This window comes from Alteromonas sp. CyTr2 (assembly GCF_947311905.1).
GTDB classification, from domain to species: domain Bacteria; phylum Pseudomonadota; class Gammaproteobacteria; order Enterobacterales; family Alteromonadaceae; genus Alteromonas; species Alteromonas macleodii.
This window is the reverse complement of record NZ_CAMZMZ010000003.1, coordinates 118,442-133,786: the sequence shown is the minus strand read 5'-3', so window position 1 is coordinate 133,786 and position 15,345 is coordinate 118,442. Positions and strand designations below refer to the sequence as shown.

General features: G+C 45.0%; 13 protein-coding genes. 6 read left to right on the top strand and 7 right to left on the bottom strand.

The annotated features are described in order from the left end of the window. Window positions 1–31: 31 nt before the first annotated feature. Together pqiB and QME20_RS03220 are read right to left on the bottom strand one after the other, a co-directional pair. Window positions 32–1,684 carry an intermembrane transport protein PqiB gene (pqiB, locus tag QME20_RS03225; protein ID WP_281715446.1) on the bottom strand — a complete coding sequence of 551 codons (1,653 nt, stop codon included), beginning with the start codon at window positions 1,682–1,684 and terminating at the stop codon, window positions 32–34. Next, a complete protein-coding gene (locus QME20_RS03220) occupies window positions 1,681–2,823 on the bottom strand; it encodes a paraquat-inducible protein A (RefSeq protein WP_239247232.1) in 1,143 nt (380 codons plus the stop codon). Before QME20_RS03220 ends, pqiB begins: the two co-directional genes overlap by 4 nt. A gap of 324 nt (window positions 2,824–3,147) precedes the next feature. On the opposite strand from QME20_RS03220, the gene QME20_RS03215 reads away from it, so the two are divergent. Beyond that, on the top strand, window positions 3,148–3,528 hold the full coding sequence (locus QME20_RS03215) for a hypothetical protein (RefSeq protein WP_053103808.1): 381 nt from the start codon (window positions 3,148–3,150) through the stop codon (window positions 3,526–3,528). A 17-nt stretch (window positions 3,529–3,545) separates the two neighbouring features. Here the strand turns inward: QME20_RS03215 and asnS are convergent, their stop codons facing one another. Further along, window positions 3,546–4,943, bottom strand: coding sequence for an asparagine--tRNA ligase (gene asnS / locus QME20_RS03210; protein ID WP_014948897.1), 1,398 nt, complete (start codon window positions 4,941–4,943; stop codon window positions 3,546–3,548). Between the two features lie 324 nt (window positions 4,944–5,267). Between asnS and QME20_RS03205 the strand changes: the two genes are divergently transcribed. After that, window positions 5,268–5,756, top strand: coding sequence for a hypothetical protein (locus QME20_RS03205; RefSeq protein ID WP_281715445.1), 489 nt, complete (start codon window positions 5,268–5,270; stop codon window positions 5,754–5,756). 185 nt (window positions 5,757–5,941) lie between these two features. Here the strand turns inward: QME20_RS03205 and QME20_RS03200 are convergent, their stop codons facing one another. Then, window positions 5,942–6,910, bottom strand: a complete 969-nt coding sequence (locus QME20_RS03200) for a calcium/sodium antiporter (RefSeq protein WP_049585898.1) — start codon at window positions 6,908–6,910, stop codon at window positions 5,942–5,944. A gap of 252 nt (window positions 6,911–7,162) precedes the next feature. Between QME20_RS03200 and QME20_RS03195 the strand changes: the two genes are divergently transcribed. Beyond that, a complete protein-coding gene (locus QME20_RS03195) occupies window positions 7,163–8,650 on the top strand; it encodes a RimK family protein (RefSeq protein WP_281715444.1) in 1,488 nt (495 codons plus the stop codon). Continuing rightward, the gene (locus QME20_RS03190; RefSeq protein ID WP_281715443.1) at window positions 8,647–9,921 is read left to right on the top strand and encodes a GNAT family N-acetyltransferase/peptidase C39 family protein; all 1,275 of its coding nucleotides are present in this window, start codon (window positions 8,647–8,649) and stop codon (window positions 9,919–9,921) included. The genes QME20_RS03195 and QME20_RS03190 overlap by 4 nt, the downstream gene beginning before the upstream one ends. Before the next feature lie 125 nt (window positions 9,922–10,046). Here the strand turns inward: QME20_RS03190 and QME20_RS03185 are convergent, their stop codons facing one another. From QME20_RS03185 to bioA, 3 genes are all read right to left on the bottom strand, one after another. Beyond that, window positions 10,047–10,328 (bottom strand): hypothetical protein, encoded by a 282-nt coding sequence (locus QME20_RS03185; RefSeq protein WP_262385672.1) that lies wholly within the window; start codon window positions 10,326–10,328, stop codon window positions 10,047–10,049. 469 nt (window positions 10,329–10,797) lie between these two features. Then, on the bottom strand, window positions 10,798–11,319 hold the full coding sequence (locus QME20_RS03180; protein ID WP_014948903.1) for a DUF2937 family protein: 522 nt from the start codon (window positions 11,317–11,319) through the stop codon (window positions 10,798–10,800). 175 nt (window positions 11,320–11,494) lie between these two features. Beyond that, a complete protein-coding gene (gene bioA / locus QME20_RS03175) occupies window positions 11,495–12,820 on the bottom strand; it encodes an adenosylmethionine--8-amino-7-oxononanoate transaminase (protein WP_281715442.1) in 1,326 nt (441 codons plus the stop codon). A gap of 38 nt (window positions 12,821–12,858) precedes the next feature. Between bioA and bioB the strand changes: the two genes are divergently transcribed. Beyond that, the gene (bioB, locus tag QME20_RS03170; RefSeq protein WP_049585902.1) at window positions 12,859–13,983 is read left to right on the top strand and encodes a biotin synthase BioB; all 1,125 of its coding nucleotides are present in this window, start codon (window positions 12,859–12,861) and stop codon (window positions 13,981–13,983) included. After that, window positions 13,983–15,344, top strand: a complete 1,362-nt coding sequence (locus tag QME20_RS03165) for an 8-amino-7-oxononanoate synthase (RefSeq protein WP_281715441.1) — start codon at window positions 13,983–13,985, stop codon at window positions 15,342–15,344. Before bioB ends, QME20_RS03165 begins: the two co-directional genes overlap by 1 nt. Window position 15,345: the final 1 nt, after the last annotated feature.

Genomic DNA, 15,345 nt, shown 5'->3' with positions numbered 1-15,345 from the left:
ATTAACCGCGCATTTGTTTGACTCTGCTGCGCTAATTCTTTGCTTTAGGTTGAATGTCCGCTTCATCATCCTTTGAAAATATTAAACTATTCGGAGACTGGTTTAGCTTTAACAATAAAGGCTGAATATTGCGCATGGTTTCTTGCAGCGCATCAACGGTCTCTTTTATCTCAGACTGGTTAAAACCACCCTCGCTGTAATTTTTAAGCAGGCCATCAAGGCTAACAAGAACCTGATTAAGATTACTATTTAATGCTTTCGCATCAATATCAGCGATAAGTACATCAAAGTCGCTGCTTGCCGTTTCCACAGACTCAGCAGCTAAACGCATGTCTTCAACGGCTAACTGCACATTTTCCACCATTTCCTTAAGCGGAAGCTGATTGATTTTGTCTAAAATTGCGTCGGCCTTTTGCGTCAATTGCGTGAACTCGTTACTAACAGTAGGAATTACTTCGTAGCCGTTAATCACTTCAATGCCGCTGTTACTGTCGGCATCAGGTACATGCTGTAAATCTACATACAAACCACCTGTTAATACATTACCCATGCGTAGCGATGCGCGAAGATCTCTTTCTAGCCAGTTTCGAATGGTTTGCTTTATTGCACTAAGGCCTTCTTTGGTATCTGGCTGCCTTGCTTTACCGGGGTAAATATTAATAAGCACGGGGATGGGATAATCTCGCTCCAAAATGTTGCCATCTAAAGCAGGGAAGGAGTTGATAGCAGTTACGTTGCCAATTTCAATACCACGGTATTCAACCGGTGCGCCAACGGTTAGACCTCGCACACTTTCATCGATAAGTAGCAAGTATTCAGCGGCGACTTTATAACGTGCATCTGAGGCGGATGTGCTATCCCCATAAATTGTGAAAAAGGCGTTATCTAGCACTTGTTCACCTTTTGGCACGCCGTCAGGGATCCCAAAGGTGATACCGTTTGCTAATAAGGTTTCCAAGCTGCCTGTTTCAACGCTTACACCGTTCGATTCAAGCAACAATTTAACACCGCTAACATCCCAGAAACGTGTCGTGTTGGTTATGAGTTTATGGTAAGGCGCTTCAATAAATGCGTCGTAATACACCACACGTTCTTCAATATTAAAGGTAGCGTCTTCAAACTCGCCAACTTTAAACCCTTTATAAATAACAGGATCGCCAGGTTTGTAGGCAAATTCGTCGTCACTTTTTAACATAACATGCAGCCCTGGAGTGCCAGGAGGCGTAACCGGTGGGCGCTCAAGTGCCGTAAAATGGAGTTGCTCTTTGCCTTTATCACGGGCTGACATGGCAATATAGCTGCCAGACAAGAGGGTGTTAAGCCCTGAAACCTCTGAAAAACTTATACGGGGGGCGACAACCCAAAACTTTGCATTTTCATTGAGTAGATGGGCCGCGCTAGCATCAATTCTGGCCGTGACAAGTACGCCGTTCAAGTCAGGTTTTAGCGTTATCTTTTTTACCTGTCCAATATCTAGGTCGCGCACTTTTATTGGTGTTTTGTTTACCTCAATACCTGTTGCCGAATGCAGCTCTATCGTAATAAGAGGGCCCTGATTCTTCCATTGGTAGTACACCATCCAGCCACCAATAACGATAACAAGAATTGGGATAATCCAAATGCGAGAAATGGACGAGGTCGGTTTGACCTTAGCTTCATTAATGTTCGGATCGTTTATGGTCATGGTAATTGCTTCCACTGCTGCCAAATTAGCCTCGAATCAAACGTCATCGCGGCTATCATCGTTACAAATACAACGGCACAAAAGGCGAGTGCCGCTTGGCCTGGATAAATAGACATGGTGTTCCCCATCTGAATAAGGGATACCAGCACTGCTACAACAAAAACGTCTATCATCGACCAGCGGCCTATCGCCTCAGTGATGCGGTAGTAACGTATACGTAATTGTTTTGAAGTGGTTTTCTCTCGCTGTACGGAAAAATTCAGCCAAGCAAGAATGATAATTTTTGCCACTGGCACTACCACGCTGGCAACTAAAATAATAATCGCCACTGGATACGAGCCCGATTCCCACAACGATATGACACCACCAATAATGGTATTGGGCGTCTCTTGGCCAAAAAATTCAGTATACATAATTGGCAGTACATTAGCAGGAATATATAAGATACAAGCGGTGATCAACAACGCCCACGTGCGCTGAATACTCTCTTGCGCTTGTGCTTCACACAGTGGTTTAGGTTGTGGTGGTTGGCCTTGAGACATCCACATGGCGTAGCGTGTGGGATCAAATTGGGATATACAAAGAGCCGTGAACGCTGAAAAGCCAACGAATGCGTAAAATGATAGGCCTATGGAAACGTCGGCCAATTCGGTAATTTTTATAAGGCTAACCAAGGTACCAACAAGAAAAATTTCTGCCATGCTCCACGGTAAGAGGGCTTTCACAAGTTTGTAAAGCCGCGGCAAGTAAAAGGGGCGTCGGTTTTGTAATTGAGCTAACGATAACAATAGCAGGCCGCCGAGTACCATTCCGGGCAGCAGTAGCGTCGCTAAGCTGGTTATTATCGCTAGTGATAAATAATCGTTTTCAATGAGTACGGTAATGCCGGTGGGCAAGTCAATACTGTGCTTTTGACCGCTAGCTTTAAATGTCAGAAAGTTAAAAGGTAACGAAAGTAATAAAAATATCAGAGCACTGAAAGTATAAGCGAGCAACTTTTCGCTTGCGCCATCGCGATGAGATATTAGTGTGTGGTTACATACTGGGCACACGGCCCGTTGCCTGTGTGCTAGGGCGGGAATGTGTACCTGAGTATGGCATTGCTCACAAACTATAGATAACGTATTTGATTCAGCCATATGCTTTTGCACGCCACTTTTTGTATGCTCGTTGTATGATAGATAGCAGCCTAGAGGTATAACCCGTTGATTTTTAGAATCAACAGCATAGCTTATTGCAGGCATGTCGGGAAGTATAGCCAGTCGTATTTATCAGTATAACAACAATAATTGACGATTAAGTGATGGAAATAGCAAACGAAATTCGTAGTGTATATGGAAAAATTAAGAAGCAGGTAAGTCGTTTATTCCTGAAAAGGCGTGTTGGTTTTTTGCGTTTTTGGATAAGTATTACCTTCGCTCAGCGATGTTATTTTTTAGCAACCAGCATGCTTTTGGGGTGGTATGCTTCTTATTATTTTCTATCTGTTTTTCTTACTGCTATTGAAGCCGTTTGGCGTTGCGCGGTTTTGGCATCCAAAACACTATCGGTTCGCTACCTCTACCACATTGGTAAGGCTAGCATGGACACGGGGCGTGGCGCTGCAGCTGGGAGTTTTAGCTGGGCAAGTTGGGCTACTCTCTGAATTTAGTAGTGAAAGTGCTAACCCTTTAATAAGCATAGAAAACGTAACGGAAAATGAGCTTGAAAATGGTGAAGCGCAACTTACTAAGGAACAAGCAGAAGATATTTCTGAGTTAGAAAAGGACTTAACCACGCTACTGACTATAACGGTTCAAGAAGTAAAAAAGCCCGCATGTAGCAATCTACATGCGGGCTTTTAAATCTAGCGAACAACTGCTTAGAAGCTAGCGTTGCCCGGTGTACGTGGGAATGGGATCACGTCACGTACGTTTTGCATGCCAGTTACGTATGCTACAAGACGCTCGAAACCAAGACCGAAACCTGAGTGAGGTACGGTGCCGTAGCGGCGAAGGTCGCGGTACCACGCGTAGTCTTCTTTCGATAGGCCCATTTCGTCAAGGCGTGCATCGAAAACGTCTAGGCGTTCTTCACGCTGTGAACCACCGATGATTTCACCGATACCTGGCGCGAGTACATCCATTGCTGCAACAGTCTTACCGTCATCGTTAATGCGCATGTAGAACGCTTTAATATCTTTCGGGTAGTTTTGCATGATAATTGGCGCACCAACGTGTTCTTCTGCAAGATAGCGCTCGTGCTCAGAAGATAAATCGATACCCCATTCAACAGGGAATTCGAATTCTTTGCCGCAGTTTTGCAGAATTTCGATAGCGTCAGTGTAGTCCATGCGAACAAAGTCAGAGCTTACTAACTTTTCTAAACGCTCAATGGCGTCTTTCTTAATACGCTGAGCAAAGAACGCCATGTCGTCAGGCAGTTCTTCAAGCACGGCCTTACATACATACTTCAGCATGTCTTCAGCTAGTTGTGCTACGTCTTTCAATTCAGCAAACGCCACTTCAGGCTCAATCATCCAAAACTCGGCGAGGTGACGAGATGTGTTTGAGTTCTCTGCACGGAACGTAGGGCCGAAGGTGTACACCTTAGACATAGCTGTACAGTAAGTTTCAACGTTAAGCTGACCTGATACCGTAAGGTAGGTTTCTTTGCCGAAGAAATCTTCTGAATAGTCAACATTACCTTTGTCGTCGCGTGGAAGGTTCATCATATCAAGGGTTGATACGCGGAACATTTCACCTGCACCTTCCGTATCGCTTGCCGTTAGAATAGGCGTAGAGATCCAGAAGTAACCTTTCTCATGGAAAAAGCGGTGAATCGCCTGAGACAAACAGTTGCGAACACGGGTTACCGCGCCGATAACGTTAGTGCGTGGGCGAAGGTGCGCATATTCGCGAAGGTACTCAATGCTGTGACGTTTAGCGGCCATTGGGTAGGTATCAGGGTTTTCTACCCAACCCAAAACTTCAACGTCAGTTGCGTCAATTTCAACGGCTTGGCCTTGGCCCTGAGACTCTTTCACTGTACCGGTAACCGATAATGAGCAGCCTGCTGTTAAGCGCTGGATATCGGCATAATTTGACAGAGAATTTAGCGCAATAACTTGTACAGGATCGAAGCAACTACCGTCGTGTAGTGCAATAAATGATAACCCCGCTTTAGAGTCGCGGCGTGTTCTTACCCAACCCTTTACGGTTACCGATTCGCCAACGGCGTACTTACCTTTAAGTACGTCAACTACGGGCGCATGCGTCATGTTAATTTCTCCGTCTTACTAATTTTATGTTGTTGCTTACTATTGAGTCATTTTCAACAACACAGTGCATTAAACTGTGAATGAAAAAATGCACTAAAATTTGCTTTATAGTCAATGTTTTTGGATTGTCATGCCGATAACTTACTAGAATCCGTAATAGCTTTTCGCTTTTCAAAAGGCTTTTCGCAATTCGCTTGACGCCAAATGTAAGCAAAATACAGATCGAAACATGACTTGGTGATGTAAAAATAACCAATGAAATACAATCCAATAGCACGCTAGTATACCCAACATAAAGCGGGATGCCAGAGAACAGAGTGACAAATGGGAAATAAAAATGATTCGAACACGCCAGTGTCTCAGCAAGCACAAGAACCGAGTGCTACGCAAAGTGACGCTGACCGTTCTAGCGATGCCGAAAATGAGAGAAGTTCTATGACTTACGAGCAACTTGCAGAGCGACGTTCAACGCCCCGTTCTAAAACGCCTTTTTATAAGGTGATGCTTGGGTTAAACATCGTTGGCTGGGTTGGCATGGTTGTCGTACTCATACTGTTTCACTATGCGCGCCCTGACTTTATCAGTGGCGTGCAGCAGTACTGGGAAATAAAAGGCGATACCAGTTGGTCTGAAAGTCATTTATCGGCCATGACCATCATGCTGCAGGTATGTTTAATAGTGAGTTTGGTTAGCATAATTATGCGTGCCAGAAGAAACCGTCGTCAAAGCGATAGCTTTGGCATAAACCTATTCATTCTATTTGCTATTGCGGCGATAAGCCTAATCACGCTGGCTACCACACTGGGCCTGTAAATAATAGAGAAAGCGCTCTACATGCGGTGCACGACAAAAATATAACTCAAGGACAAATAACAAAGCCTTGTGAGTAGCGCTTTCGACAAGCTGTGTTTATGTTACTTGATGGGTTTGCAGTGAGCTTCCCATCAAGTGAGCGATGCATAATAAGCGTTATTATTTACAAGGCTTGCGGCAATAACTTAAATAAAAGCAGCTTGGATAAGCCAGTACGTATAGGCCGCGTAGGCCAGCACAAATGCTCCGCCTTCCAGACGGTTTAAACGTCCTTGGCGCTTAATGCCAATACAGAAAATGAATAGGGCAATGGTTGATGCGAACATCACCATAACGTCGCGGTATAAAAACTCAGAACCTACAGTCATTGGCTGAATGGTGCCTGCAATGCCCACTACTGCCAAAGTGTTGAACATATTAGATCCGATCACGTTACCAATGGCTAAATCGTGTTCGCCTTTCTTCACCGCCATTAGCGATGATGCAAGTTCTGGTAACGATGTACCAATTGCGATAACCGTCAACCCGATAATAGTATCGCTAACACCAAAGAAGGTGGCGACTTCTACCGCGCCCCATACCAGCATACGCGAGCTTGCAACTAGCAATAAAAGCCCCGCAATCAACCACATTACGTGGGTTTTTACCGTACCTTCGTTGCTATTAATCTCTTCATCGTATTCGTCGGCGAGGGCGTCTTTGTCGCCTTTCATACCGTGATAAATACTCCAAGAAAGCAGAAGCACAAACAGTCCCAACAAAGAGAATGCGTCGTCTTTCGAGATATTTAAGTCCCACACCTGCCATGCGGCAAAGAAGGTGATGCCAAGTAAAACAGGCAGCTCTTTCTTAATGATTTCAGATTTAACCGCAATAGGACTAATGATTGCGGTAAGGCCAAGGATTAACAGGATATTGGCGATATTTGAGCCATAGGCGTTGCCCAGCGCTATGCCAGAGTTGCCCTGGATTGCAGCAAATATGGAAACAATAATCTCGGGGGCCGATGTACCAAACCCAATAATGAGCATACCGATGAGCAAGGGGGAAACACCGAAATGATTGGCTACCGATGCGGCACCACCTACAAACTTCCCTGCGCTCCAAAGCAAAACCGGTAATCCGATTAAAATAGCCAAGCTGGCTAATAACATACGTACTCCTTAAACCATTCGTATCTTGTTTGCTTACTTCAATGTATAGGCAAACTCAATAAACAAAAGTCGTTTCAATCTATTCAAATGCACATTAGTTTTCGTTGTCTTAACGATGAAAAAAAGCCGTGCTGATAATGCTATGCAAATGATGAGTAAAGCGTAAACTCAGCGCTACTTTAATCGTGTTTGTAAATTGAACAAACACGCCCTTAATTGTAACTGACAACACACTACTTAGAAGCGAATTACATGCACAATACACTGATTGTTACTGATGATGTTACTCCTTTTTGTAACACAGCTTTAACCGTGCTGACTTTTCAAGATTATCTTGCTGAGTTTCCAAAGTTGAACGAGCCCAAAACACGCGTTATTAATATTTGTGATACCACGCGTTACTTAAGCGAAGGGTACTATTGTTCACTTTTGGCTCAGGCACGTAATCACTCTGTATTGCCTTCTGTAAATACCATTAACGATTTACGCATGGCGGAAGAGAAAAGTATCGATCGCATCGTCTTCTCTTTGTCGGTATCTCAAGACAATACAGAAATTACTGATGAGCCTATATTAGTACTTTTCGGCGAAGTGAAAGATCAGCGCTTTAAGCGTTTGGCGCGCCAAGCGTTTGAAAAATACCCGTACCCTGTTTTGGTGTTAAGCCCAACAGTTACCGATACGAAAGTGTCGCCTAAAGCCACGGGTAAAGTACAAATTGAAGGCTTTGCAAGCGTACAGGCAAAAGCGTTTAAAGACTTAGATGCCAAGCAACAAGCGCGTTTCATTGAGCAATTAGAAGCACATACCAAAATACAGTGGAAGGCTGGTAAAACGAGCAAGCGTACTCGTTGGGACATGGCCATTTTGGTTAACCCAGAAGAGAGCACGCCGCCTAGTGACGAACGCGCCATTAAAAACTTTGTTAAAGCAGCTGAAAAAGTGGGCTTTCGCGCAGATGTGGTGAGTCGCCTGTCGCAAGAAGAATTGGGTCACTATGATGCATTGTTCATTCGTGAAACGACGGCGATTGACCATCATACTTACCGTTTAGCGCGTGCCGCAGAGCGAGAAGGCATTGTGGTTATGGACGATACGCAGTCAATTCTGCGCTGCTGTAACAAAGTGTACCTGCAAGATGCGTTTGCTTATCAAAAAGTGCCAGCGCCGAAAGCGACGTTTGTATCGAGCGCTACTGATGAAGTATGCGAAAAACTCATAGCTGACTTTGGTTTGCCGCTTGTTTTAAAACTGCCAGAAAGCTCGTTTTCCCGCGGTGTGCATAAAGCTGAAAATAAAGAAGCGTTAAAAGCGCGCTTAGAACAAATGCTGGCTGAATCGGCACTTGTTTTGGTTCAGGAATATATATTCACTGAATTCGACTGGCGAATTGGTGTATTAGGTGGCAAACCTATTTACGCTTGCCAATACTTTATGGTGCGCAACCATTGGCAAATTTACAACCATCAGGGAGATCGATTCTCTTCGGGTGGATTTGCCACTATGCCAACATTTGAAGTGCCTAAGCCGGTGTTACAAGCCGCTATCAAGGCCGCTAAAGCCGTGGGCGATGGCTTATATGGTGTAGACATCAAGCAAGCCGGCAATGCGGTTTATGTTATTGAAGTGAACGACAACCCTAGTATTGACTCGGGTGTGGAAGATAAATATTTAGGCAAAGAGCTGTACGAATTAATTATGCAGGAATTTGCTGACAGGTTGGAGCAAAGAGGGCGATGATCACATCGGCTGAGCGAGTAATTGAAGTGAATAATGCAAGTCCACAGGAAAGCGCAAATCGTGCATTTGGCCTAGCTGAGGGCGTATCTAATACTAAATCGACAAATGGTGCCGGTGTGCCTTCTACGCAGTCGAGTGTAGTGCTACGCGTTGCGACATTACACGACCTTGCTTCGCTTCAGCACATTGAGCAAACTTGTTTCACCACCGACAGGTTAAGTAAAAGCCGTTTCAAATTTTACATTGATGCACAGCACGCAGAGCTTATTGTGGCCGAGCGTGAGCCGTCGACTTCAAGTTCTAACCTCGACAAAAATAAGCCGAGTGTAAATAGTATTGTTGGCTATGGACTGTTGCTGCTGCGTCGTGGAACGCAGCTCACTCGACTTTATTCTATTGCAGTTTTGCCTGAAGCGAGGGGGCTTGGCGTTGCTGAAAAGCTCATAAATAGCTTGGGGGAGCGGGCGCTTTTGCGGGGAAAGCGATTTATGCGCCTGGAAGTGGCAGTAGGTAATGCTGGCGCCATTGCTCTGTATAAAAAGTTAGGGTTTACTCAGTTTGGTATGTATACCGATTACTACGACGATCACACTGACGCATTACGTATGCAAAAAGTGTTGGTGCCGAGTAAGTCAGTTAAGCCAGAGGTTTATCCGTGGTACCAACAGACGACTGATTTTACCTGCGGTCCGTCAGCATTAATGATGGCAATGTGTGCATTGAACAATCGCTATGAGATGACCCAAAAAAAAGAACTATCGTTGTGGCGTACTGCTACCACGATATTTATGATGTCAGGTCATGGCGGTTGCCACCCGGTGGGATTAGCGCTCGCCGCGGTAAACGAAGGTTATGCAGCGAAAGTGGTCATCAATCAGGATGTCCCGCTTTTTGTTGATGGCGTTAGAGATACTAACAAGAAAGCGATAGTCGAAAATGTTGAGTCGCAGTTTATGGCAGAGGCACGTAGAAAAGGCATTTCTGTTGAAATCTCTGACTGGCGAGTTGATGTTATCGACCAAACCCTTAAAGCTGGCGGGGCAGTATTGTGCTTAATCAGCACATACGCGTTCGATAAGAAAAAGGTTCCCCATTGGGTTGCGGTGACTAGCTGCGATTCTCATTGCTATTATCTGCACGATCCAGATGCGAGTGAGGGGCAGCCTGTCGAGTATCAACACATTCCGGTTGCCCGCGAAGACTTTCTAAGGCTTGCCAGCTATGGCACGCGTAAAGTAAGAACATTGGTACTCCTTAAAAAGAAAAAGTAACACGAATTTTTGCTTAGGCCTGAGGCACGGAGAATGCTTGAGGCCTCATACCATTAGTCCGCAAAGATAAATACCCACTCAGCGAAACTTAAAATAGCCATAACCGTGGCGTGTCATCGCAGGTATTAGTGATGAACTCGTGTAACGTTAACCTTTTTATTTAGCGTTTTAAGTTGTTTTACTAATTGAGAAAGCTCTTTCACCGAACCTGAATAATCAATGTGCTTATTCATTTCCTGGCCTTTCACAGCACTTCTATAAAGCGCCTCAGTTTCAAAACACGCTGTTTGCTCATTTAACGTGTTCCATTCCGCTTTTAGGTCGCTTGGAATACAGTGACGTTTTGCAATAATTTTGTCTTTTATTTGCAACACTTTCCCGATTAATAATTGTGCATCTGTTGGCATAATAATATCTCCTGTATAGCTTTTTGTGCTTAAGTTGCTGTTTATCAAAGGCATTAAGTGTTTACTTTGATAGACGTAGTGTAAATTCAGCAACATCTCAACACACACTCATAATAAGTGTTGCAGCAAAGATGCCAACTCTTACTAGTAGATGACTTAGAACACGCCAAATGTGCCTAATGCGGATCGCAACTGTTGAGGCTCACTTAAGCGAGAAAAAGAGAGCGAGAAAAAGAGAGAGGAAAAAAACGAGGAAAAGCTATACGAAAAAAATAGCTAAGCCGGCTGACGGATAGAGAGAGGCCCGAGCGATTCTAGTGCATGCCGTGTATAACGCCTTGAAATCTCAGGCAATGAAATACCAAAGCCATGAAGCTCATTAAGATCTAATGTGTTGGTTTGGTGGGACTGGTAGAAGTGGCTTTTTAAAAAAATAATAAACCACGTATTAACAAGATAAACCCAAGTGCTATTTATAAGCGTAGCGTTTGGGTTTATTTTTAATTTTCTTAACCTGACAATAGCAGAAGTGTGGCGTCCAAATTAACAGGTTAAGTAAGATAGCGGTAACAAGGCTGAACACAATTGACGAAGGCGTTAGTGGGACAGAGGGGCTGAAATTATCTAACACGCGCTTCAGCGTACCATATTGAGAAGGCGAGGCCATAAACACAAGCTTTTCGAAGTAATGACCGTGCTCTAACTTCCTCATGCCTTGCTCTAAAGTGGTGATCTGGGCGAAGCGTGTGGCTTTCATCGAGGCATTCTCTCGCACAACTGGCTCACTGTTTTTCTGTAAGCTTTCAAGCATGGCTTCAACCGAAGAAAAACCATGCTGCTTGGCGAGCGCTGACGAACTAGAAACTTCATCTCTCAGTGCATCATAATAACCATTGAGGTATTGACGATAATGATCCGCCAAGATGGGGACTTGAAGTGTAATGATAAACAAGACTGCAAATACAACTTTATCTAAAACACGTACTATCATTCAAATCTCGCTATAAACACTCTGCATTAATGATCTAATTAGTGACCCGCTTTAAAGTTGAATGTTCACTTTATAACAAAACTAACATCAACCCTCGGGCCATCTGATGTTAATTCGTCATTCAAAACTCATATTTCACCCAAAAAGAAGATAGTTAGCGTAACAATCTCACACACTATTTCAAGGCGGTGTAAATCGCATGGGTCAGCTTACTTAACTGCTCGGAAGATATAATGTACGGAGGCATAATGTATACCAGTTTCCCAAATGGCCGTATCCACACGCCTTGTTCTACAAAATGGCGCTGAATTTCGGCTACATTGACGGGATTTACCGTCTCGACTACCCCTATAGCACCTAACACCCTTACGTCAGCGACTCGCGGCAAGTCTGCACATTTTGCCAATTCGGTTTGTAATTGTTTCTCAATGATAGGGACTTGTTGCTGCCAATGATTTTCGTTAATGAGCGACAGGCTGGCATTGGCCACCGCGCAGGCTAACGGGTTGCCCATGTAGGTTGGACCGTGCATAAAGACGCCAGGCTCCCCTTGGCAAACCCCTAAAGCCACGTCTTCGGTACACAAGGTCGCGGCCAGTGTCATATAACCACCCGTAATCGCTTTACCCAAACACATGATGTCAGGCGAAATACCTGCATGCTCGCAAGCGAAGAGCTTACCTGTACGGCCGAAGCCAGTAGCAATTTCATCGCAAATTAAAAGTACGTCGTAGGTATCGCAAAGCTGTCGGCAGCGCTTTAAGTATTCGGGGTGGTAAATACGCATGCCTCCCGCGCCTTGAACAACAGGTTCTAGGATAAGGGCTGCCATCGTGTGGTGATGCTTTTCAAAAATCTCTTCAAGTGGAAGAATGTCATCTTCGCTAAACGTTTGGCCAAAGCGAGTTTGAGGAGCGGGCGCAAAAATCTGCTTGCTTAGTACACCCTCAAATAAACTATGCATGCCGTTAACGGGATCGCACACGCTCATTGCAGCGAACGTGTCGCCATGGTAGCCATTGCGCGGCGCGACAATGCGTGACTTCTCTGAGCGCCCTTGACACGCCCAATACTGAATCGCCATCTTTATCGCAACTTCAACAGACACTGAGCCAGAGTCTGCTAAAAATACACGCTCTAAACCTGCCGGCACCATGTTGAGCAAAGATTTACACAAATCTACCGCCGGCTGGTGGGTAATACCGCCAAACATAACGTGAGAAAATGCGTCAATTTGCTTGTGCGCAGCATCGTTGAGTACAGGATGGTTGTAGCCGTGAATAGCTGCCCACCAGCTAGACATGCCATCTACTAGCACTTCACTTGTGGCCAAGGTAAGTTCAGCGCCTTTTGCACTAACTACTTCATAGCAGGGAAGGGGATTAACCGCCGAGGTATAGGGGTGCCAAATGTGTTGTTTATCAAATTCTATATTGTTCACAAAATAACCATTGGTAAAGGTTTTGAATTGATCAGAGTTGACAACTCGATATTGGGGCATAGACTAAGCCAGCGATAATAATTAGTAAAGGACAGTCAATGACGCTGGCTAGTGCGCCTTCTGCGCAAACGACAACTATTCGAAACGATTGGACCAAAGCCGAAGTCGAAGCTTTGTTTGCCATGCCATTTAACGATTTACTGTTTAATGCCCAAGTAGTGCATAGACAGCATTTTAATCCGAATGAAGTGCAGGTCAGCACGCTTTTGTCGATTAAAACCGGTGCTTGCCCTGAAGACTGTAAGTACTGCCCGCAAAGTGCTCGGTATGATACGGGCCTTGAAAAAGAACGATTACTGGAAATTGAAAAAGTCATCCAGCGTGCGAAAGAAGCAAAGCAAGTAGGCTCAACCCGTTTTTGTATGGGGGCCGCTTGGCGAAACCCACGCGACAGAGACATGCCTTACATTTTAAAAATGGTTGAAGAGGTGAAAAGCTTAGGCTTAGAAACCTGCATGACGCTGGGTATGTTAACCCGCGATCAAGCTGTGGCCTTAAAGCAAGCGGGCCTTGATTATTATAATCACAACCTTGATACCTCTCCGGAATACTACGGCGATATTATTACGACCCGTACTTACCAGGACCGACTGAATACATTAGAAAACGTGCGTGCTGCAGGCATGAACGTTTGCTCTGGGGGAATTGTTGGCATGGGAGAAACGGTGAGCGATCGGGCTAGTATGTTAGTGCAATTAGCAAACCTTCCTGAGCAGCCTCAAAGTGTACCTATTAATATGTTGGTTAAAGTAAAAGGTACGCCACTCGATAGTGTAGAAGACTTGGACTATTTTGAGTTTATCCGCACTATTGCCGTTGCTCGTATTATGATGCCTAAGTCACATGTGCGCTTGTCGGCAGGCCGCGAAGCAATGAACGAACAAATGCAGGCGCTTTGTTTTATGGCAGGCGCGAACTCTATTTTCTATGGCTGCAAGCTGTTAACCACGTCAAATCCAGATACCCACGAAGACGTAATGTTGTTCAAAAAGCTTGGTATTAACACTGAACGTACTAGGGATTACTCAGACGAAGCACATCAACAAGTGTTAGAAGAAGAAATTGCCCAGCAACAAGAACAAGGCGACGACAGTAACGACTTGTTTATTGATGCAACCAAGCCTAAGGTAGCGCCAAAGAAACAGCATTTAACGGAGGCGTAATGGCCTTTCACTGGTTAGACGATTCGCTGAGCGCGCGTGCCGAGCAGGGCTTGCTGCGCCAGCGCCACTGCCAACAATACGAAAAAGACAGCATTATTTGTATTAACGGTGAGCACTACCTTAATTTTTCAAGCAATGACTACCTAGGCATGCGCCAGCATGAGGGTGTATTGCAAAGTTGGGTTGAGGGGCTAGCGCAATTTGGTGGTGGCAGTGGTGCATCGCCTTTGGTAACTGGGCACACACAGGCTCATTTGGCGCTAGAAGCCTACATTGCCGATGGGTTAAACCGAGAAGCTGCGCTGTTGTTTAACTCTGGCTTTGCCGCCAATCAGGCACTGTGCATGGCACTTTTTCCACACATGTCTCACCCTAATAAAAGCGCGAGTGCGGGTCATATTATTGCCGACAAGCTCATGCACGCTTCGTTTTTAGAGGGGGCACAGTGTGTATCTGACAGCGCTAAGCTTCGCCGTTTCAAGCATAACGATCTAAGTCATTTAGAGAGCGTGCTATCAAACGTTTGTCACAGCCAGTTATCCGATGCGGTTGGTAATTCTGATGCAAACCAGCAAGACATTCTGATTGCCAGTGAAGGTGTGTTTAGTATGGACGGTGACGTAGCGCCTTGCGAAGGTATCGCTGAACTGGCCGCTAAATATAATGCATGGTTCTTGTTAGACGATGCACACGGTATGGGTGTATTGGGTGAAAACGGCTTCGGCACAGCAGAAGCACTAAACTTAAGCCAGCAACAAGCGCCTATTGTTATGGGAACATTTGGCAAAGCAGTGGGCACGGCCGGCGCCTTTATTGCGGGAAGCCAAACCCTAATTGATTATCTGGTGAATTTTTCGAAGCACTACGTGTATTCCACTGCCATGCCGCCAGCGCAAGCGGTCGCGACCTTGTACTCTCTTACACATATCGCCAGTGATACTGCCCGCCGTGAGACGCTACATACCAATATCGCCTATTTCAGAGAGTCGTTTCAAAAACGCTTTGGACAGACACTCAATTCAACCGAGAAAGACAAAGCACCAATTGAAATCACTTTGGGGCAATCGCAAAGCGCGATTCAGCCTATTATTGTTGGTAGCCCAAAACGTGCAATTGCACTAAGTGACGGGCTAAAACAGCGCGGCATTTGGGCAACGGCTATCAGGCAGCCTACTGTACCGAAAAACCAAGACAGGCTGCGTATAACGCTTACGTCAAATCATACATCACAAGATATTGACGTATTGCTTGATGCGCTAGAACTTTCACTTAATAACTTTCTGTTAAGTGAGACTTCAGTAGAAAAAGAATCAGACAGCGCTGTGAATACTCCTGACTCTGTAAGTAAAAAAGAGATGTAAC